At 73.5% G+C, this 20,088-nt stretch carries 19 protein-coding genes; 16 read left to right on the top strand and 3 right to left on the bottom strand.

The features are described 5' to 3' along the window. Window positions 1-38: 38 nt before the first annotated feature. The 8 genes from QRT03_RS25575 (at window position 39) to QRT03_RS25610 (ending at window position 8,404) form a co-directional block, all read left to right on the top strand. A complete protein-coding gene (locus tag QRT03_RS25575; protein ID WP_286055948.1) occupies window positions 39-1,049 on the top strand; it encodes an XdhC family protein in 1,011 nt (336 codons plus the stop codon). Continuing rightward, window positions 1,046-1,717, top strand: a complete 672-nt coding sequence (locus QRT03_RS25580; RefSeq protein WP_345783288.1) for a YdcF family protein — start codon at window positions 1,046-1,048, stop codon at window positions 1,715-1,717. The genes QRT03_RS25575 and QRT03_RS25580 overlap by 4 nt, the downstream gene beginning before the upstream one ends. Beyond that, entirely contained in the window at window positions 1,714-2,952 is a 1,239-nt protein-coding gene (locus tag QRT03_RS25585) for a deoxyguanosinetriphosphate triphosphohydrolase (protein WP_425604903.1), read from the top strand. The genes QRT03_RS25580 and QRT03_RS25585 overlap by 4 nt, the downstream gene beginning before the upstream one ends. After that, window positions 2,949-4,826: an arabinofuranosyltransferase AftB family protein gene (locus QRT03_RS25590; protein ID WP_286055949.1), complete on the top strand. Its 1,878-nt coding sequence runs from the start codon at window positions 2,949-2,951 to the stop codon at window positions 4,824-4,826. The genes QRT03_RS25585 and QRT03_RS25590 overlap by 4 nt, the downstream gene beginning before the upstream one ends. Before the next feature lie 464 nt (window positions 4,827-5,290). Then, on the top strand, window positions 5,291-6,694 hold the full coding sequence (locus QRT03_RS25595; protein WP_286055950.1) for a hypothetical protein: 1,404 nt from the start codon (window positions 5,291-5,293) through the stop codon (window positions 6,692-6,694). A gap of 40 nt (window positions 6,695-6,734) precedes the next feature. Then, entirely contained in the window at window positions 6,735-7,169 is a 435-nt protein-coding gene (locus QRT03_RS25600) for a hypothetical protein (RefSeq protein WP_286055951.1), read from the top strand. Between the two features lie 37 nt (window positions 7,170-7,206). Beyond that, window positions 7,207-7,860 (top strand): hypothetical protein, encoded by a 654-nt coding sequence (locus QRT03_RS25605; RefSeq protein WP_286055952.1) that lies wholly within the window; start codon window positions 7,207-7,209, stop codon window positions 7,858-7,860. 19 nt (window positions 7,861-7,879) lie between these two features. Next, a complete protein-coding gene (locus QRT03_RS25610; protein WP_286055953.1) occupies window positions 7,880-8,404 on the top strand; it encodes a gamma carbonic anhydrase family protein in 525 nt (174 codons plus the stop codon). Here QRT03_RS25610 and QRT03_RS25615 read toward each other — a convergent pair whose 3' ends face one another. Further along, window positions 8,405-9,130: a GntR family transcriptional regulator gene (locus QRT03_RS25615; protein WP_286055954.1), complete on the bottom strand. Its 726-nt coding sequence runs from the start codon at window positions 9,128-9,130 to the stop codon at window positions 8,405-8,407. Window positions 9,131-9,246: 116 nt separating this feature from the next. Between QRT03_RS25615 and QRT03_RS25620 the strand changes: the two genes are divergently transcribed. From QRT03_RS25620 to QRT03_RS25655, 8 genes are all read left to right on the top strand, one after another. Continuing rightward, window positions 9,247-10,983 (top strand): thiamine pyrophosphate-binding protein, encoded by a 1,737-nt coding sequence (locus QRT03_RS25620; RefSeq protein WP_286055955.1) that lies wholly within the window; start codon window positions 9,247-9,249, stop codon window positions 10,981-10,983. A 1-nt stretch (window position 10,984) separates the two neighbouring features. Continuing rightward, the gene (locus QRT03_RS25625; protein WP_286055957.1) at window positions 10,985-12,385 is read left to right on the top strand and encodes a phenylacetate--CoA ligase family protein; all 1,401 of its coding nucleotides are present in this window, start codon (window positions 10,985-10,987) and stop codon (window positions 12,383-12,385) included. Between the two features lie 54 nt (window positions 12,386-12,439). After that, on the top strand, window positions 12,440-13,081 hold the full coding sequence (locus QRT03_RS25630; protein ID WP_286055958.1) for a gluconate 2-dehydrogenase subunit 3 family protein: 642 nt from the start codon (window positions 12,440-12,442) through the stop codon (window positions 13,079-13,081). Window positions 13,082-13,088: 7 nt separating this feature from the next. Beyond that, window positions 13,089-14,741: a GMC family oxidoreductase gene (locus QRT03_RS25635; protein ID WP_286055959.1), complete on the top strand. Its 1,653-nt coding sequence runs from the start codon at window positions 13,089-13,091 to the stop codon at window positions 14,739-14,741. A gap of 84 nt (window positions 14,742-14,825) precedes the next feature. After that, complete coding sequence (locus QRT03_RS25640; RefSeq protein WP_286055960.1) at window positions 14,826-15,176, top strand: thioesterase family protein; 351 nt, start codon at window positions 14,826-14,828, stop codon at window positions 15,174-15,176. Window positions 15,177-15,549: 373 nt separating this feature from the next. Then, complete coding sequence (locus tag QRT03_RS25645; protein WP_286055961.1) at window positions 15,550-16,098, top strand: hypothetical protein; 549 nt, start codon at window positions 15,550-15,552, stop codon at window positions 16,096-16,098. 58 nt (window positions 16,099-16,156) lie between these two features. Further along, a complete protein-coding gene (gene dnaG / locus QRT03_RS25650) occupies window positions 16,157-18,064 on the top strand; it encodes a DNA primase (protein ID WP_286055962.1) in 1,908 nt (635 codons plus the stop codon). Then, entirely contained in the window at window positions 18,052-18,570 is a 519-nt protein-coding gene (locus QRT03_RS25655) for a hypothetical protein (RefSeq protein ID WP_286055963.1), read from the top strand. The genes dnaG and QRT03_RS25655 overlap by 13 nt, the downstream gene beginning before the upstream one ends. Before the next feature lie 55 nt (window positions 18,571-18,625). On the opposite strand, the gene QRT03_RS25660 is transcribed toward QRT03_RS25655, so the two are convergent. Together QRT03_RS25660 and QRT03_RS25665 are read right to left on the bottom strand one after the other, a co-directional pair. Further along, complete coding sequence (locus QRT03_RS25660; RefSeq protein ID WP_286055964.1) at window positions 18,626-18,856, bottom strand: hypothetical protein; 231 nt, start codon at window positions 18,854-18,856, stop codon at window positions 18,626-18,628. Window positions 18,857-18,884: 28 nt separating this feature from the next. Beyond that, the gene (locus tag QRT03_RS25665; RefSeq protein ID WP_286055965.1) at window positions 18,885-20,027 is read right to left on the bottom strand and encodes an inorganic phosphate transporter; all 1,143 of its coding nucleotides are present in this window, start codon (window positions 20,025-20,027) and stop codon (window positions 18,885-18,887) included. Between the last annotated feature and the right edge of the window lie 61 nt (window positions 20,028-20,088).

The following is a 20,088-nucleotide window of genomic DNA, read 5'->3' on the forward strand; positions in this document are numbered from 1 at the left end:
CGGCGAGGCTGTCGGTGTCCTCACCTACGCTGGCCGTCGTGACCCAGCTGAGCGACGTCCTCGCCGGAGGCGACGATCCGGCCGCGCCCGTCGGGGTCGTCCGGGTGCTCGCCCGGCACGGCTTCGGCACCGTCGAGCCCGGGCAGTTGCTGGCCGCGCGCGGGACGTTGATGGGCGAGGTCGTGACGGCGGGTGACCTGCTGCGTGGCGCGCTGGACGCGCCCGCGGTCGAGCTCGCCCGCAGCGCGCTCGCGGCGCCCGCCACGCAGGAGGCGCACGTCGCGGAGGACGACGCCGTGGCGGCCGGCCTCGCCTGCGCGGGCGGCGCGACGCTGCTGGCCCACCCGCTGGAGGCCGACCCGGCCGGGGCGCTCGGCCGGGCGTTCGCGGGCGGCGTCCCGGCGGCCCTGGTGTCGACCGTGGACGGGCAGCGGACCCTCGTCGTCGTCGGGAACGACCTCGACGAGGCCCACGGCGGCCTCGGGTCGCCGGAGCTGGACGAGGCCGCGGCCGCGCACGTGCGGGGCCTGCTGCGCCGCGGCGCCACCGCCACCGACCGCACCGAGCTGGCCGGCGTCGAGGTCCTGGTCGACCTCTGGGTGCCGGTGCCGTCCCTGCTGGTCGTGGGCGCCGGGGCGCTCGGGGAGGCCCTCGCCGCCCAGGCCGCCGTGCTGGGCTGGGGGAGCCGGGCCGTGGCCACGGTCGCGGAGACCACGGCCGCGGTCGAGGCGTTCACCGACGCCGACGTGCTCGTCCTGCTCGACCACGACCCGGCGTTCGACGAGTCCCTGATCGCGGGGCTGCGCCACGGCCGCGGGTTCCTGGGGGCGCTGGGGTCGCGGCGCACGCAGGCGGCCCGCCGCGAGCGGCTGCTGGCCGCCGGGATCACCGAGGAGCAGCTGGCGGCGATCCACGGGCCCGTGGGGCTCGACCTGGGCGCCCGCACCCCCGCCGAGACCGCGGTGTCGGTCGTCGCGGAGGTGCTCGCGGTGCGGTCCGGCCGGGACCCGGGGGCGCTGTCCGCGGGCCGCGGGCAGATCGGGGCGTGAGCGCGCCGGGGCAGGGCGCCCCGACGAGGGCGACGCGTTCCCGGGCGGCGCTCACGTGGGCGCCCCGGGTCGTCGTCGGGGCGTTGGTCATCGCGCTGCTCCTCGTCGGCGGCACGGCCGCACGGGTCTGGTGGCTGGGCCGGGTGGACGAGCGCGCCCCGACCGACGTGATCCTCGTGCTCGGCGCCGCGCAGTACGACGGACGGCCGTCCCCGGTGCTCGAGGCCCGCCTGGAGCACGCGCTCGCGCTGTACCGCCAGGGGGTCGCCCCGCGCATCGTCACCGTCGGCGGGGCCGCGGCGGGCGACCAGTTCTCCGAGGCCGAGAGCGGTGACCGGTGGCTCACCGAGCACGGCGTGCCCAACCGGGACGTCCTCGCGATCGACGAGGGCAGCGACACCCTCGGCAGCTTCGAGGCCGTCGGGTCGGTGGCGCGGCAACGCGGGTGGGCCTCCGCCGTGATCGTGTCCGACCCCTGGCACTCGTTGCGCTCCCGCACGATGGCCCGCGACGTCGGGCTCGACGCGACCACCTCGCCGGCCAAGGGCGGCCCGGTGTCGCAGACCCGGCGGACCCAGTTCTTCTACATCGTCCGCGAGACCGCCGGGTTGATCTACTACCACCTGGCGCACGCCTCGTCGGACTTCTCCGACCCCGGGCTGCAGTGAGCCGGGGAGCGAGGGACGAGCGCTTCCTGCCCGAGCCGCCCAAGCGCGGCCGGGAGCGGCGCTCGCCGTTCGCCCGCGACCGGGGCCGCGTGCTGCACTCCGCGGCGCTGCGACGGCTCGCGGGCAAGACGCAGGTGGTCGGGCCGGGGGAGGACGCCGAGGTCACGGGCGTGCCGCGGACCCGGCTGACGCACTCGCTGGAGGTCGCGCAGATCGGGCGCGGGATGGCCGAGGAGCTCGGCCTCGACCCGGACGTCGTCGACACCGCGGGCCTGGCCCACGACATCGGCCACCCGCCGTTCGGGCACAACGGCGAGCGGGCGCTCGACGCCGTCGCGGCCGACGCCGGCGGGTTCGAGGGCAACGCCCAGACGCTGCGCCTGCTCACCCGCCTGGAGCCGAAGACGCTGGAGGAGGGCCCCGCCTCGGGGCTCAACCTCACGCGCGCCACGCTCGACGCCTGCATGAAGTACCCCTGGACCAGAGGGGCCGCCCGCAAGTTCGGCGTCTACGCCGACGACGTCGAGGTGTTCGCCTGGATCCGCGACCCGGCCGACGTCCGTCCCTGCCTGGAGGCCCAGGTCATGGACTGGGCCGACGACGTTGCCTACTCCGTGCACGACGTCGAGGACGCCATCCTCGCCGGGCGCATCGAGCCCGCCCGCCTCGCCGTTCCCGACGACGGGTTGATCGCCCTGGCGGCCGCGACGTTCGGCGGGGACGCCGCCGAACTCGCCGACGCCGCGGAACGGCTCGCCGCCTACCCGCCGCTGCGCGCGGTCGCGGAACTCGCCTCGCCGGGCTCACTCACCGCCCAGGTCGCGCTCAAGCGCCTGACCAGCGAGCTCGTGGGGCGCTTCGTCGTCGCGGCGGTCGAGGGGACCTTCGCCGCCACCGGCCGGGAGGCGCTCGACCCGGCCGACGACCTCGTCGTGCCGCCGGGCGCGCGCGCCGAGGTGACCCTGCTCAAGGCGGCCGCGGTGCGGTGGGTGATGTCCGACCCGGCCCGCCTGGCCGCCCAGGAGGTCGAGCGGGGTCTGCTCGCGGACCTGGTCGGGCGATTGTGTGACGGCGCACCGGACGCGCTGGACCCCGCGTTCCGACCGGCATGGGACGCTGCCGGGGACGGCCCGGGGCGGTTGCGCGTCGTCGTCGACCAGGTCGCGGTCCTCACCGATGCGCAGGCCCGGTCGTGGTCGGAGAAGCATCGTGGCGGGCCGGGGGAGGGACGTTGAGCGAGACGACGTCGGTCCCGCCGTCGCCCGCCCGGGTCCGCGAGTTCCCCGCCGACCTGGCCCGACGCGCGCGGCGGCGTCCGGTCACGGTCACCGCAGTCGTCCTGACGCTGACCGTCGTCGTCTACGGCGTCCTGGTCTGGCAGCGCCGGTGGATCTCCGACGACGGTCTGATCTTCCTCCGCACCGTCCGCCAGATCCTCGACGGGCACGGCCCGGTGTTCAACATCGGGGAGCGGGTCGAGACCAACACCTCCACGCTGTGGACGCTGGTGCTGATCCCGCTCTCCGTGCTGCCGGGCCGCCCGGAGATCGCGGCGCTCGTCGTCGGCGGGCTGCTCTCCGTGGTGGCGCTCGGGTTCGCGGTCGACGGGGCCCGTCGGCTCACCGGCCTGGGCCGCGTGGTCGTCCCCGCCGGTGCCCTCGTGGTGATCGCCCTCCCGCCGTTCTGGGACTTCGGGACGTCGGGTCTGGAGACCGGGCTGTCGTTCTGGTGGCTGGCCTTCTCCTGGTGGCTGCTGGTGCGCCGCTCCCAGCGCGAGCCGCGGTTGTTCGCCGCGGAGGGGTCCCGACGGCGGCCCGGGGCGGCCTGGCCGGTCGCGCTCGCCCTGGGGCTCGGCCCGCTCGTGCGCCCGGACCTCGCCCTCGTGGCGGCCCTCGGCGGGCTGGCGCTGGCGGTGCTCGAGCAGCCGCGGGACCGGCGGGGCGTGACGCGCCTGGTCGGGCTCGGGGCGATCTGCGTGACGCCGGCCCTGGTCTACGAGGTCTTCCGGGCGGGCTACTACGGCCTGCTGGTGCCCTCGACCGCCCTGGCCAAGGAGGCCGGGGTGGCGCGGTGGGGTCGTGGCTACTCCTACCTGCGCGACACCGTGGCCACCTACTGGCTCCTCGTCCCCGCGCTGGTCCTCGGGGCGGCGGCCCTGCTGCTGGTCGCGCAGCGGGTGTCGCGGTCGTCCTGGTGGGCGCGCCGGCACGACGTGGCCGGCGAGCCGGACGTGCGCCGCACCCGCGCGTGGGACCGGGCCGGGACCGTGGCGGTCGCCGTGGCGCCGGTGCTCGCCGGGGTCGGCATGCTCGGGTACGTCACCCGCGTCGGTGGGGACTTCATGCACGCCCGGATGCTCCTGCCGGCGATCTTCTGCGTGCTGCTGCCGGTGATGGCCCTCCCGGTCCGTCGGTTGACGGTCGCGCCGCTGGTGGTGCTGGTGGTCTGGGCGGGGATCGTCGGCACCACCGCGCGCCCGAACTACCACGGCATCTCCGCCTCCGGCATCGCCGACGAGCGCGGCTTCTACACGCAGTTGCTGGGCAACCCGCACCCCCTGACCGCCGACGACTACCGCGCCCATCCCTACGTCGCCGGCGGCGCGGCGCTCGTCGCGAAGAGCCCGCGGCCCGTCGTCGCGCTGATGGCCCGCGGGACGGGGCCCGCGGGCCCGGAGTGGGACCTCGTGCCGCTCGCGCCGGACAGTCCGTCGGGGCTGGTCTTCCTCAACCTGGGCGCCGCCGGCGCCCTGACGCCCCTGGACGTGCGGGTCACCGACACCGTCGGTCTCGCCGACCCGCTCGCGGCGCACACCACGAACGTGCCCGACGGGCGGACCGGACACGACAAGAACCTCCCTGCGGCGTGGTTCGTGGCGGCGGGCGGTGGCACGGCGGGCGACAGCCGGGCGGTCTCCGGCGAGGACGTCGCCGCCGCGTCCCGGGCGCTGCGGTGCCCGGCGATCGTGGAACTGCGGGACTCCGTGTCCGCCCCGATGACCTGGACACGGTTCCGGGACAACCTCCTCGGGGCGCCCGCTCGCACGGACCTCCGCTTCCCCCGCGACCCGGTCCTCGCCGAGGTCGCGTGCACGTCGTCCGTGCGCTGACGATCGGATGATCGACGCGGGGCTGCGTGGGGGATCGGATACTGCTCCGATCCGGTGCACTTTCCCGTCGGTGTCCGGACGGTCACCGGCGGTCGTCAGGGCCGTCCGGAGCAGGGCGAGCGACTGATCGGTGCTCGTAGGCTGCGCCGATCAGACCTAGCACGTAGCCGGACGCCTCCATGGTCGTTCGTGCGATTGCTGCCGCAGATCCATCGTTCGGATCAATGACGTGCAGGTTCCCGCACGGGGTGGCCAACCGACGCAGCGCTGCTCGGCACTCGGGTGAACCCCGGGCTGTTGGGCCGATCGGACTCGTTGCTGCTCACTCACAGCGAACCTACTGTGCGTCGGTCCAAGCCGTCGTCGGGATGTCGGGAGAACGCGTGGTCGCTCTCGGTCGGGGTTCGTCCCCCGCTGACGCGGTCCCCACGCCTCTGTCGGCGCCCGGTGGGTTGTCCCCCGCCGTGGCGGCGCTCGTCGACCTGCCCGGGGCCCGCTACGTGCTGGTCGTCGACGCGTCCGGCGAGCGGGTACGCGGTGAGCTCGGCGGCCCGCCGGAGGCCGACCTCGCCGTCCTGACCTGGGCCCGCCGCCTGGCCGACGTCTCGCGCGAGCGCGGGCGCGCGATGGAGGACGTCGTCCTGACGACGGAGTCCGCGTTCCACCTCGTCCGCGCGGTCCCGGAGGTCCGCGGCGAGGACGTGTGGGTCGCCCTGCGCATCGACCGCGAGCGGGGCAACCTCGCGCTCGCCCGCCGGGCGCTCGCCGGGCTGTCGGCCCCCGACCGGATCGCCGTGCCGGGCCCGCGCCGGCTCGAGGCCGCACCGTCGCCCGCGCGCCCGGTGTCCGGCCGTCCCTCGTCCCCCGGCCCCGCCGCCCCACCGGCGTCGGCGCCGATGACGGGCTCGCTGCCCGCCGCGATGCCGTCGGCGGGTGCCCCGATGCCGCTCGCGCCGGCACCCCGGACGGCCCCGGAGCCGACCCGACCCGCTGCGGGACCCGGCGTGCCCGCTCTCGCGCTCCTCCCGCCGGCCCCGGGTCCGCGGGCCCTGCGCTCGCCGGAGGCGGTGCCGCCCCCGCCGGCGGCGCCGGTCGAGGTGAATGGCGACCTGCGCGCACTGGACGCCAGGGATCGGCCATCGTCGGCGGTACCGGGTGCCCGCGACTCCGCGGCGGCGCCTGTGAATGGCGACCTGCGCGCATCCGACGAGAGCAGCGCGCCATCGTCGACGGCGGGCGACTCCGCCGCGGGGCCGGTGGATGGCGATCTGCGCGCATCCGACGGGAGCAGCGCGCCATCGTCGACGGCGGAGGAGTCTGCGGCGCCGCGTGTGAATGGCGACCTGCACGCATCCGACGGGACCAGCGCGCCATCGTCGGAGACCGAGGACGGCGCCGCCGAGGAGGAGCCCGGCCTCTGGGACCCGCGCCGTCGTCCGCTCACCGTCCGCCAGGCCGCGACGTGGCGCTCCGCCCCCGAGGTGCCCGGCGCGCGGGAGTCGGCCGAGGACGCGCCGGTCCCCGTGATCCCCGCGCCGCGGGTGGCGGGGTCGCTGTTCGCACCCGTCGTCGTCGTGCCGCCCCCGCCGTCGCCGGTGGACGACGACACGACCGAGGTCCCGGCCCCGGTGCCGTACCCGATCATCACCGCCCCGCCGCTCGAGCCGGCCCCCGAGCCGGTGCCCGCGGAGGAGCCCGCCGTCACCGACGCCGGCCTGCCCCGCCGCGCCCCCGGGGAGCGCCTCGCGGTGCCCTCGGTCCCGCCCGAAACCGTCGCGCCCGCTCCCGCGCCGGCTGGGGTCCCCGGTTGGAGTACCGAACCCTCCGTGCTCCGCCGCCTGCTGTTCGGGCTGCGGCGCCTCACCTGATCCCCGACATCCCCCGAGCAGTACCGAAGGACGGACACCCATGGCCGACATCGACTACATCCTCAACGCCGCGACCAACATCAAGGGCGCCTTCGCGGTGGCCCTGGTCGACTACGACAGCGGCATGACGCTGGGCTCCCGCGGCGGCAGCGCCGAGTTCGACCTGGACGTCGCGGCCCCGGGCAACTCCGAGGTCGTCCGCGCGAAGTTCGACGTGATGGCGAAGCTGGGCCTGCGCGAGACCATCGAGGACATCCTGATCACCCTCGACACGCAGTACCACATCATCCGGCCGATCTACTCGCGCAACGACGACGACAAGCTGTTCCTCTACCTGGTGCTCAACCGCCAGCAGGCCAACCTCGCGATGGCCCGTCGTGACCTGCGCATGATCTGCGCGCGCTTCTCGATGGACGACCCGACCGCGGCGCCGGCCGAGCCGGCGTACTTCCCGCAGCAGGCCGGGCGACGCTGACCTGCCGGCGGTGGCGCGGCATCGTCATGTGACGTGCGTGCGGGCGGACGGCCTGTCGACGGTGCTCTCCTCGCTGCTGGCCGACCGGCGCGTGGTGGCCGCGACGCTCGTCGACGTCATGAGCGGTTTCGTCCTCGACGCGTGTACGCGCGACGAGGAGCTGGCCGACCTCGAGCTGCTCGGGGCGGCTCACGCCGACCTCGCGCGGGCCGGCGACGTCCTGGCCCCGACCGGGGACGCGATCGTCGTCGACACCGGCGACGGGCGGACCCACGTGGTCCGGAAGGTCCCCGACCCGCACGGGGACCGGATCGCCCTCACCGCGGTGGTGCGCGGGCCCGCGCGCGTGGTCGCGCGGGTCCGTCAGCGCCTCGGCGAGGTGTCGGTCGAGGCGCTCACGGCCGGTCCGACCCTGCAACGCCGGCCGGTCGACGGCCGCTGGGACCTCACCCCGGCGGCGCCGGCCGTCCCCGCGGTGGCGCCGGACGGTCTCCCCGGCCTCGACCCGGTCCCGACGACTGGTCAGGCAGCGGCCTGGGCGCCGACCCCGCAGCCGGCCCCGTGGGCGACCGCCATGACCCCGCCGACACCGGCCCCCGAGGAGGAGGACCCGGACACCGTCGACAGCGACCTCACCGACCGCAGCGACCCGTCGTCGTCGGGACCCGCCGGCGTGCTCACCGGCCCGTGAACCTGCTTCGATGCCCGGCATGGACCACCTGATCGTCACCGTGGACGGGCACCGCCCGGAGATCGACCCGTCGGCCTGGATCGCGCCCGGTGCGGTCGTCGCGGGCCGCGCGACCCTCGGTCCGGAGGTCGGGATCTGGTACCAGGCGGTGGTGCGGGCCGACAACGACACCATCACGATCGGCGCCGGGTCGAACGTCCAGGACGGCTCGGTGCTGCACGCCGACCCGGGGTTCCCGTGCACGGTGGGCGAGAACGTCACCGTGGGGCACCGCGCCGTGGTCCACGGCTGCACCGTGGAGGACGACTGCCTGGTCGGCATGGGTGCGGTGATCATGAACGGCGCGACGGTCGGTCGCGGCTCCGTCGTCGCCGCCGGAGCGGTGATCTCCCAGGGCGTGACGGTGCCGCCCGGCTCCCTCGTCGCCGGGGTACCGGGCAAGGTGCGTCGCGAGACGAGCGAGGACGAGCAGTCCTTCAACGGCGTCAGCGCCGCGGCCTACCGCCACCTGCTCGGCGTGCACCGCACGGCCACCGGGGGCTGACTACTCCGCGAGCGGGGCCTCGTCGTCGGGCGCGGCCATCACCGGCGGCGCGGCCCCGTCGGTGGGGGCGCCCTCGGCGGGCATCGCGTCGAGGATGAGCTGCTCGCCGTGCTCGGCGTGCCGCCGTGCGAGCGCCTCGGCGGCCTCGCCGTCGCCGTCGCGGATGGCGTCCAGGATCGCCGCGTGGTCCTCCCAGACCCAGGCCGGAGCGCCGCCCTGCAACAGGACCTCGCCCATCACCCGCTGCACGTTGCGCCACATGACGCCGGCGCTCTCCGCCAGCAGGGGGTTCGCGGTGGCCTCGACGACGGTCCGGTGGAACTCGACGTCGTTGCGGACCATCAGCGCGAAGGAACGGTCGTCGAAGGCCTGCCGCCCGGCGACCACGATCCGCGTCGCGTGCCGGAGCCACTCGCCGGTCCTCCGGTCCGCGGCCAGCCGCGCGGCCTGCCCGTCGAGGATGGCGCGCAGCTCGTAGAGGTGGCTGACGAAGTCGCGCTCGAGCGGCGTGACCTCCAGCCCGCGGCGCCCGAACTCGCGCACCAGGCCCTGGTTACGCAGCAGGAGCAGCGCCTGTTGGACGGGCTGGCGGGAGACGTTGAACCGTTCCGCGAGCTGCTCCTGACGCAACGGCGCGCCCGGCGTGAGCCGGCCGGTGCAGATGTCGTCGACGATCGCCTCGAAGACCTGGTCGGTCCGCGAGGGTCTCTGGGGCAGGTCTGCCATCGGCGCCATCGTAGTGGTCGAGGTTTCCCGTGACAGTCTTGACTTCTGAATTCAGAATGCGGCACGGTCAGGTGACGCACGACACGTGATGTCGATCACCTCGACGAGGAGGGTCCATGGCGGAGCGCGCCCGGGAGCAGGTCGCGAGTCTGGTGGCGGAGTTCCTGACCGAGCACGGCGTCGACCGTGTGTTCGGCCTGCAGGGCGGCCACATCCAGCCGATCTGGGACCAGCTCGCCCGACGCGGCGTCCGCATCGTCGACGTCCGCGACGAGGGCTCGGCGGTGCACATGGCGCACGCGCACACCGAGCTGACGGGGCAGACCGCGGTCGCGATGGTGACGGCCGGACCCGGCGTCACGAACACGGTGACGGCGGTGGCGAACGCGTCGGTCTCGCGCATCCCACTGCTGGTGATCGGGGGCTGCCCGCCGATCCCGCAGTCGAACATGGGCCCGCTGCAGGACATCCCGCACACCGCGATCCTCGAGCCGGTCACGCGCCTCTCCCGCACGCTGCGCAGCGCCGACCAGGTCCTGCGCGAGTTCGACGAGGCCTGGGCGCGCGCGTCGGGTGATCGCGGCGAGCCGGGCCCGGTCTACCTCGAGATCCCCACCGACGTGCTCCGCCGTGAGGTGCCGCCGGCCCTGCAGATGCCCGAGCACCTGCGGGCCAAGCCGAAGCGCCGTCCCCAGCCCCACCCCGACGACGTCGCCGACGTGGCCGCCCTGATCCGGGCCGCGTCGAAGCCGGCGATCATCTCCGGCCGCGGCGCCCGGACCACCGACGGCACCGACCTCATCCGCCTGCTCGACGCCTCCGGCGCGGCCTACCTGGACACCCAGGAGAGCCGCGGGCTGGTGCCGGACGCGCACCCGGCCGCCGTCGGGAGCGCGAGATCGGCGGTCATGCGCGACACCGACCTGCTGATCACGGTCGGCCGCCAGCTCGACTACCAGCTCGGGATGGGCTCCCCGGCGGTCTTCCCGCACGCGAAGGTCGTGCGGATCTCCGACACCGCGAGCGAGCTGATCGACAACCGCCGGGGCGAGGTCGAGATCCTCGCCGAGCCCGGAGCCGCCCTCGCCGCGATCGCGGACGCGCTCAAGGACCACACGCCCGACACCACGTGGCGCGACGGGCTCAAGACCAAGCACCGGAAGCGGTCCGAGGACTACCGGCAGGCCCTGCACACCACCGAGAACGGCGCCGACGGGCACATCCACCCGAACCGCATCTTCGGCGCCCTCGACGCGCTCGACGGCGACGCCGTGGACCTGGGAAACGCCGTGATGATCGCGGACGGCGGCGACCTGCTCTCGTTCGCGCGGCTCGGCATCACCCGCTGCGCGCGCTACCTCGACGCCGGCGCCTTCGGCTGCCTCGGCGTGGCGACCCCGTTCGCGATCGCCGCCGCGCTGGCCGCCCCGGAGCGCCCCGTGATCGCCGTGACCGGCGACGGCGCCTTCGGCATCACGGCCACCGAGATCGACACCGCGGTGCGGCACGGCGCGAAGATCGTCGTGATCGTCTCGAACAACCGCGCCTGGAACATCGAGCGCTACGACCAGGCCGAGAACTACGGCCTCGTCGCCGGGACCGAGCTCGGCGACGCCGACTTCGCCGCGATGGCCCGCGCGTTCGGTGCGCACGGCGTGCGGGTGACCGACGCGGACGACCTCGAGGCCGCGATCCGGGCCGCGCTCGAGCACGCGCCCGCCGTCGTCGACGTCGTGACGAGCCAGGACGCGCCCTCGCCCGACTCCGGCAAGGGCCTCGGCTTCGTGCCCGACTACCAGGCCCTCACCCCGTGGAACGACGCCGAGGTCGCCCGCCGTCAGGAAGGAGCCTGAGATGGCCGCGATGGAGGAGTGGGCGTTCCCGACCCGCTACGACCAGGACTACCTGCCCGACCCGGACTCGCCGTACTGGTTCCCGGTCCGCGAGACGATGGACCCGGCCGAGCGGGACGCGGCGGTGCTGGTCCGCCTGCGCGAGGTCATGGAGTACGCGTACTCGACCTCGGACTTCTACAAGACCAAGTGGGACGCCGCCGGACTCAAGCCTGCGGACATCACGTCCTTCGAGGCGTTCGAGCAGGTCCCGGTCGTGACGAAGGCCGAGATGCGGGAGTCGCAGGCGACCCACCCGCCGTTCGGCGACTACCTGTGTTGCGACGAGTCCGAGGTCCACCACATCCACGGGACCTCCGGGACGACGGGCGCTCCCACGGCCTTCGCGCTCGGGCGACGCGACTGGGAGGTCATCGCCGACAACCAGGCCCGCATCCTGTGGGGGATGGGTGTGCGGCCCGGCGACACCGTGTTCGTCGCGGCGCTGTTCTCGCTGTACCTGGGCTCCTGGGGGGCGATGACGGCGGCCGAGCGGCTGCGCTGCCGGGTGCTCCCGTTCGGTGCGGGGGCGCAGGGCATGACGGCGCGGGCGGTCACCTGGCTGGCCCGGGTGAAGCCGGCGGCGTTCTACGCGACGCCGTCGTACGCGCTGCGCCTGGCCGAGGTGGCGGAGGCCGAGAAGATCGACCCCCGCGAGTTCGGGCTCAAGGTCATGTTCTTCTCCGGGGAGCCCGGGGCGTCGGTGCCGTCGGTGCGCCAGGCGATCGAGGACAGTTTCGGCGCCACGGTGATCGACTGCGGGACGATGGCCGAGATGACGCCGTTCATGTCGGCGTCGGCCACGGCCGGAACCCCGGACGGGATGCTGCTCTGGCAGGACATCGTCTGGCACGAGGTCTGCGACCCGGACTCGTTCCGCACCGTGCCGTACGGCTCCGAGGGCACGCCGGTCTACACGCACCTCGAGCGCACCTCGCAGCCGATGATCCGGCTCGCCTCCAACGACCTGACGCGCTGGGTCATGGAGGACAACCCCTGCGGGCGTACCTATCCCAAGCTGCCCGAGGGCGTGTACGGCCGGATCGACGACATGATCCACATCCGCGGCGAGAACGTGTACCCGACGGAGGTCGACAACTACCTGCGGCAGGTGGAGCACTACGGCGGCGAGCACCAGATCGTCGTCCGCCGCACCGGCTCGATGGACGAGATGATCGTCCGCGCCGAGTGCACCCTGCCCGACGGCGAGCGCTCCGAGTTCGAGCGCAGCACCGGCTCCGGCCTGCAGTCCCTGCTCGGGGTCCGCGTGACCTTCGAGTCCGTGGACGCCCGGTCCCTCGAGCGCGCCGAGCACAAGTCGCGGCGCGTGGTCGACGAACGAGAGCACACGAAACGCGGCTGAGCCGCGCGACCCGACGTCAGGAACGCTTCTTCAACGCCGAGGAGGACCCAACCGATGAACGACGCCCTGGGGGAGAAGCCGGCACCGTTCGGCGCCCCCGAGACCACGGTCGCGCCCGGGTGGGGCGGTGGGTTCTTCGAGACCGGCCGCCCACGGCTCGGCGGGCTGGAGCAGCCGGTGCGGTTCACCGACGCCCAGGCCGCGGTGCTGAATGCGCTCGCCGACACGATCATCCCGCCGCACCCGGACTGGCCGAACGCGAGCGAGGTCGACCTCGTCGCCTTCTGCGGGCGGTACATCACGCCGAGCGGCTACAAGAACAAACACTTCCCGTTCGCGGACGCCGATTCCTTCACGGCGGCCCTGGACAAGCTCGGACAGGCGTTCGTCGACGCCGACCCGGCCGAGCGGGCCAAAGCCCTCGAAGCGCTGGAGAAGGCCGAGGACCCGTTCTTCGAACAGATCCGCGCGCTCGTCTACTACGGCTACTACTCACGGCCCGAGGTCGTCATCGCGATCCGGCGCAACGTCCCGGCCGGCAAGGACTACCACGGACCGCCGCTGCCCTACGGCTACATCCAGTCCCTCGAACCGTGGGACGAGACGACCCTCGCGCAGGCCAACGAGAACGGCTCCTACCTCGAGACCGAGCAGGTCACGCGCGTCGACCTGTCCAAGCTCACCTGGACGAAGTGAGGCACCCATGGCCGGCTACGAAGAAGTCGACGTCCTGATCATCGGCGCCGGGCCCGGCGGGGCCGGCGTCGCCTACGAGCTCAAGGACACGGGCGCGAAGATCGTGTGCCTGGAGCAGGGTCCGTGGGTCACGCCCCCGGAGCACCCGCACTACCACGACGAGTGGGAGATCGAGAAGCAGCGCGGGTGGGCCTACGACCCGAACGTCCGCCAGCTGCCCGAGGACTATCCGGTCACCGGAACCACGACGCCGTACATGATGAACAACGTCGGCGGCTCGACGGTGCACTACGCCGGGCACTGGCCGCGCTACAAGCCGGTCGACTTCCGCAAGGGGACCGAGCACGGCCTCGAGGGCACGATCGACTGGCCGATCTCCTACGAGGACCTGGCGCCGTTCTACGACCGCAACGACGCCATCTACGGCATCTCCGGTCTCCTCGGCGACCCCTCGTACCCGGACCGCAAGAACGCCCAGCGCGACCCGATGGTGCTGCCCGGCAAGCTCGGGCTGAAGTACGCCAAGGCCTCCCGCGACCTGGGCTGGCACTGGTGGCCGAGCGACAACGCCGTCATCACCCGGCCCCGGGAGAACCGCGAGGCCGACGTGGGGCACGGCAACGAGCTCTCCGGCAGCCCGACCGGATCGCTGTCGACGCCGGCGCACGCGCACTGGCCCTACAACGTGCGGGCGGGCGTGGATCTGCGCCCGATGTCGCGCGTCGAGACGATCACGGCCGAGGGCGGGAGGGCGACCGGCGCGGTCTACATCGACCGGAACACCGGCAACCGGCACGAGATCCGGGCGAAGATCGTGGTGCTCGCGGCGAACGGCATCGGGTCGCCGCGCATGCTGCTCGCGAGCGCGCAGAAGGGTCACGAGAACGGCCTGGCGAACTCGAACGGCATGGTGGGCAAGTACCTGATGCACCACGTGTTCGCGTTCTGCGACTCGTGGTTCGACGAGCCCGTCGAGGGATTCAAGGGCTCGTTCGGCTCGCCGATGTACTCGCACGAGTTCTACCACACCGACATGGACCGCGGATTCGTCAACGGATTCGGCATGCAGGTGGCGCGCTCGTTCGGCCCGTCGTACGCCGCGATGGGGACGCACACCGGGTACACGGCGCCGTGGGGCGAGAAGCACCGCGACTTCTTCGCGAACCACTTCGCGAACCACCTCATGGTGTTCATGTTCGGCGAGGACCTGCCGGTGGAGACGAACGCGGTGACGCTCGACCCGGAGGTCACCGACTCCGACGGCATCCCGGCCGCGCACGTGAACTACGAGCTGCACCCGAACGACATCGCGCTCGCGAAGTACGGCATCGAGAAGATCTTCGAGGCCACGCGGGCGGTCGGGGCGGTCGAGACCAACGACACCGGCGTCCTCTACCCGCCGCCGGCCTGGCACCTCATGGGCACCTGCCGCATGGGCAACACGCCCGAGGACTCGGTGCTCAACAAGTGGTGCCAGACGTGGGACCTGCCGAACCTCTTCGTCGTCGACGGCTCCACGCTCACCACCGGCGGTGCGGTCAACCCGACGTCGACGATCGGTGCCCTGGCCGTCCGGGCCGGGGAGTACATCAAGCGGAACTACGACCACATCACGTCGCAGCGGACGACGCCGTCGAACGCGGACGCGCCCACGATGTGAGCAAGCTCAGGTGAGCACTTCGAGGGGCTATAGCCCCTCGAAGTGCTCACCTGGCCGCAGGCCACACCCCGTAGGGTCGGTCCGGTGACGTACGAGGTGACCCACGACGACACCGCGCAGGCACTCGGGAGCGGCGACGTCGCCGTTCTCGGCACCCCCCGGCTCATCGCGTGGCTCGAGGCCGCGACGGTCGAGGCGGCCCGCCCGAAGCTCGCGGACAGCCAGACGACCGTCGGGACGGCGGTCCGGGTCAAGCACCGTCGTCCCACCCGCGTCGGCGGGACCGTCACGACGAAGGCCAAGCTGGCCAGCGGCCCGGACGAGAAGGGTCGGCTCTCGTTCACCGTCTCCGCGACCGACGGCGACGGCGCGACCGTCGCCGACGGCGAGATCGACCGGGTCATCGTCGAGCGGATGGGCGCCTTCGGCTCCTGAGCCTTCCCGACGACGGGTTGCGCCTCGCCCGTTCATGATCACCGAGCACCGTCGGCGATCGGCCTGCCGGGCAGACCGCCCAGGGTGCTCGTTGATCACGGACGATCCGCGGCTCCTCAGGGTCGCGAGCCCCGCCTCATGATCATCGGTACACGAGGCACCTCGGGCGGCCGGATCAGGTGCGTCATGTACTGGTGATCATGCTCGGGCAGCGGCGACGGCCCAGGATCGCGCGCCAATGCTCGGATCAGAGCACCGTCGACGGTCGACCTGCCGTTCGAACTGCCGACGGTGCTCGTTGATCGCGCACGCCGTGCCGCGTCACTCCTCCGGCGGTCTTGCGGCCGCTCTATTGTCACTTAGAGTCACTTTCGTGGCCGTGGCCCTCGTCGTGGTGGCGCTCGTCGTGTGCGTCGTCGCACTGTCCGTGGTCGGCGTGCGGCGGGGGAAGGTCCGGCGCTGCGAGGAGGAGGCCGCGTGGCTGGCCGCCTCGCCCCGGGAGGACGGCGGCGGCGAGCCCGTGGCCGTCGAGGTGTGGTGGGCCGGGAAGGACGCCGGGATCGTCTGGGACGGCCGGGACGTCGGCGTGTGGACCCCGACCCTCGACGGGCCCTGCAACACGCCCCGCCTGCGCCCGGTGCGCGGCGGGCTCGTCACCGCCGGAGAACCGATGTCGGTCACCCGCGGCGCGTTGTTCGCGGACCGCGACTGGGTCGTCGTCGGCGGACGGCGCTTCGTCCTGCACGAGCGCGAGCTCGTCGACGCCCGCGGGACCCGCTGGCCGCTCTCCACGGTCGTGTCCGGGCACCCCGGGGACGTCCGGCGCTTCACGGTGCCGCGTGATCTCGGCCCACGCGGCACGCTGCTCGTGCTCGACCGGCTCTCCCTGCGGGCCCTCGTCGCCGCGTCCTCCGGCGATTGACCTCGAACTGCACGGACGGGCCCCCGCGACCCGCACCCGTCGTCGTAAACTCGCGGTCGTGGCAGGACGGATCCGGGACTCCGACATCGCGGAGGTGCGCGACCGGAACCGCATCGACGAGCTGGTCGGCGAGTACGTCGCGCTGCGGCCGGCCGGGCCGGGGTCGCTGAAGGGGCTGTGCCCCTTCCACGACGAGAAGTCCCCGTCGTTCCAGGTGCGCACCAGCCACAACACCTACCACTGCTTCGGCTGCGGGGCGCACGGCAGCGCCATCGACTTCCTCATGCAGATCGACCAGCTGGGGTTCGTCGAGGCGGTCGAGAAGCTGGCCGACCGGGTCGGGTACCGCCTGACCTACGAGGGCGGCGGTTCCAGCGTCCAGCGCGACCGCGGGACGCGATCCCGCCTGCTCGCGGCGAACAAGCTCGCCGCCGAGTTCTACGCCAACGAGCTCCGCGCGCCCGGCGAGGCGAACACGGCCCGCCAGTTCCTCGCCGAGCGGGGGTTCGACCAGGCGGCGGCCGAGCAGTTCGGGTGCGGATTCGCCCCGGGCGGCTGGGAGAAGCTGACCAAGCACCTCCTCGCGCAGGGCTTCACCCTCGACGAGCTCGAGAAGGCCGGCCTGTCGGTGCCCGGCCAGCGCGGCCACCGGGACCGCTTCCAGCGTCGCCTGCTGTGGCCGATCCGCGACCTCGGCGGCGACGTCGTCGGGTTCGGCGCCCGGCGGCTGTTCGACGACGACCGCATCGAGGCCAAGTACCTCAACACCCCCGAGACGCCCGTCTACCACAAGTCGAAGGTGCTCTTCGGGCTCGACAAGGCCAAGCGGGACATCGCGAAGACCCGGCAGGCCGTGATCGTCGAGGGCTACACCGACGTCATGGCGATGCACCTCGCGGGCGTGCCCACTGCGGTCGCCAGCTGCGGCACCGCCTTCGGCGACGACCACGTCGCCGTCCTGCGCCGCCTGCTGCTCGACGACTCGTTCGACCGCGGCGAGGTCATCTACGTCTTCGACGGCGACGCCGCCGGGCAGGCCGCGGCGCTCAAGGCGTTCGACGGCGACCAGCAGTTCGTCACCCAGACCTACATCGCCATCGCGCCCGACGGCATGGACCCCTGCGAGCTGCGTCAAGCCACGGGCGACACCGCGGTCCGCGACCTCGTCGCCCGTCGCTCGCCGCTGTTCACCTTCGCGATCCGCTCCATCCTCGACGACTACGACCTCGGCACCGTCGAGGGCCAGACCGCCGCCCTGAAGCGCTGCGTCCCGTTGGTCGCCCAGATCCGGCAGGTCGAGCTGCGCGACGGCTACGCCCGCCGGCTCGCGGGCTGGACGGGCTGGGCCGACGAGGCGCAGGTGGTCCGCCGGGTCCGCGAGACGGCGGGGCAGCCCGCCGACCAGCGCCAGAGCTCTTCCCGACGGCGGGTCCGCCCGGTCGAGCCGTCCGGCTCGGCCGAGGGGCCGCCGATGCCCGGCCGGGACGACCCCCGGTTGCGCGTGCAGCGGGAGGTCCTCAAGGCGGCGCTGCAGGTCCCGGCCCTCGCCGGCCCCGTCTACGACACGTTGCCCGAGGACGCCTTCGGCCACGACGGCTACCTCGCCGTGCACCGGGCGATCCTCGCCGCGGGCGGGACGTCGAGCGGCTACTCCGGGGCCTCGTGGGTCGCGGCGGTGACGGAGACCGTCAGCCCTCCTGCTTACGGGGGACTGGTGTCCGAGCTCGCCGTCGAGCCGATGCAGTCCCGCGAGGCGGACGACCACCGGTACGTGTCCTCGATGCTCACCGCCCTGCAGGGGACGCTGGTGGAGCGGCAGGTCGCGGAGATCAAGTCCCGACTGCAGCGGATCTCGCCGGTCACCGACGCCGACGAGTACCACGAGCTGTTCGGTGACCTCGTCGCGCTCGAGCAGTACAAGAAGGCGCTGCGCGACCAGGCGATCGGCGGCCAGTGGTCGGCCTGAGCCGGCGGCTGGCGGCGGTCCTGCTCGGCCGGGAGCCGACGCCGGACGGTTTCACCGGCACGCTCGAGGGCGAGGAGCGGGTGCTCGCCGACTCCCGGACCCGCTCCGGGGAGGTAGTCCTCGCGACGGACCTCGGTCTCTGGATCGGTGACCGCCGGGTGCCGTGGCACCTCGTCTCGAAGGCCACGTGGGCGAACGGGGCGCTGACGCTGATCGAGGCGTCCGAGTCACGGCGACACGGATCCGTCGTCGTCCTGGCCGACGCCGCCCCGGTGCGGCTGCCGCTGCCCGACCCCGGCCGCGTCCCGGAGACGGTGCACCGCCGCGTCACCGCGGTCATCTCGACCCGCCAGCACCACGACCTGCCCACCGGCGGCGCCTGGTTCGTCCAGCGCCGCACCCCGGACGGTATCGAGGTGCACGTGCGCCCCGACCCGGGGACCGACCCCGACGAGGTCGACACCCTCGCCGAGGGGATCGCGGAGAAGCTCGCCCCTCCGACGTGACGAGCGGCCGTGTCGTCCGCGGGGGACGGCACGGCCGCTGTCGTGCACGCGAGTGTCAGGCGACGATCAGGTACAGCCCGTAGAGCACGATCAGCACGGCCACCGTCAGGCACACCGCCGCGACCGCGGTGCCGGCCCCCGGCGAGAGCGCCGGCTCCGGGCCGTCGGCCCGCGGCGCCCGCGCGGCGAGTCCGACGATCCCGAACGACACCAGCGCCGTGACCACGATCGCCGCCGCGAAGGAGACGATCGCGACCAGTCCGAGAGAACCCCACGCGATGCTCATTGCTTCTCCCGTCGCTTCGCTCGCCCACTCATGCCTGCGCCACCTCACGCTTCTCGTCCGGCGCGACCGGCGACGGGACGTCGTTGACGTTGTCCGCCGTGACCGGCGTGCGGCGCGAGGCCGCGTAGATGCCGACCGCCACGGCGATCGCGACGACGGCCACGATCACGGTGCCGATGACGCCGGTCGACGCCGCGTAGGCGGCGACCGCCCCGACGATGGCCGCGGCGGGCAGCGTCAGGATCCAGGCGACGGCCATCTGGCCCGCGACGCCCCACTGCACGCCGGCGATCCGCCGACCCGCACCGGCACCGAAGATCGCACCGGTCGCGACCTGGGTGGTCGAGAGCGCGAAACCCAGGTGCGCCGAGGCGAGGATGACGGCGGTCGTCGAGGTCTCGGCCGCGAAGCCCTGCGGGGTCTGGATGTCCGAGACCCGCTTGCCGAGCGTGCGGATGATCCGCCAGCCCCCGAGGTAGGTGCCCAGGCCGATCGCGAGGCCGGCGCCGAGGATCACCCAGAGCGGCGGGCCGGAGTTCGGGGCGAGGACGCCCGCGGCGATGAGGGTCAGGGTGATGACGCCCATCGTCTTCTGCGCGTCGCTCGTGCCGTGGGCCAGGGCGACCAGGGAGGCGGAGACGATCTGCCCGCCCTTGAAGCCCTTCTTCACCGTCTCGTCGTCGGAGCGCTGCGTGCTCCGGTAGGCGATCACGGTCCCGACGAGCGCGATGACGCCCGCGAGGACCGGCGAGACGACGGCCGGGAGGATGATCTTCGAGAGCAGCGTCCCGAAGTTCACCGCCCCGGCGCCCGCCGCCACCACGACGGCGCCGATGAGCCCGCCGAACAGGGCGTGCGAGGAGCTCGAGGGGAGTCCCAGCAGCCAGGTCAGGAGGTTCCACAGGATCGCGCCGACCAGGCCGGCGAAGATGATGTACGGGTTGATCTTCGTCTCGTCGACCAGGCCGCTGGAGATCGTCTTCGCGACCTCCACGGACAGGAAGGCCCCGACGACGTTCAGGATGCCGGCGATGAGCACGGCGACCTTGGGCTTCAGAGCCCCGGTCGCGATCGAGGTGGCCATCGCGTTGGCGGTGTCGTGGAAGCCGTTGGTGAAGTCGAACGCCAACGCCGTCACGACGACGACGATGACGATCAGTGAGATCTCCATGCCCTGGCGATCCCCCTCCGAGGTGAACGGGCGCGGTCACCACGGAAGGTAGGTACGGGAC

The sequence above is a fragment of the Actinomycetospora termitidis genome (assembly GCF_030286555.1).
Lineage (GTDB): Bacteria > Actinomycetota > Actinomycetes > Mycobacteriales > Pseudonocardiaceae > Actinomycetospora > Actinomycetospora termitidis.

Excerpts from the sequence above, each read along its gene's own strand:
- QRT03_RS25630 (WP_286055958.1), top strand. The coding sequence starts at position 12,440 with ATGAACGACGCCCTGGGGGAGAAGCCGGCACCGTTCGGCGCCCCCGAG.
- QRT03_RS25635 (WP_286055959.1), top strand. The coding sequence starts at position 13,089 with ATGGCCGGCTACGAAGAAGTCGACGTCCTGATCATCGGCGCCGGGCCC.
- QRT03_RS25660 (WP_286055964.1), bottom strand. The coding sequence starts at position 18,856 with ATGAGCATCGCGTGGGGTTCTCTCGGACTGGTCGCGATCGTCTCCTTC.
- QRT03_RS25620 (WP_286055955.1), top strand. The coding sequence starts at position 9,247 with ATGGCGGAGCGCGCCCGGGAGCAGGTCGCGAGTCTGGTGGCGGAGTTC.
- QRT03_RS25665 (WP_286055965.1), bottom strand. The coding sequence starts at position 20,027 with ATGGAGATCTCACTGATCGTCATCGTCGTCGTCGTGACGGCGTTGGCG.
- QRT03_RS25625 (WP_286055957.1), top strand. The coding sequence starts at position 10,985 with ATGGCCGCGATGGAGGAGTGGGCGTTCCCGACCCGCTACGACCAGGAC.
- QRT03_RS25600 (WP_286055951.1), top strand. The coding sequence starts at position 6,735 with ATGGCCGACATCGACTACATCCTCAACGCCGCGACCAACATCAAGGGC.
- QRT03_RS25615 (WP_286055954.1), bottom strand. The coding sequence starts at position 9,130 with ATGGCAGACCTGCCCCAGAGACCCTCGCGGACCGACCAGGTCTTCGAG.
- QRT03_RS25610 (WP_286055953.1), top strand. The coding sequence starts at position 7,880 with ATGGACCACCTGATCGTCACCGTGGACGGGCACCGCCCGGAGATCGAC.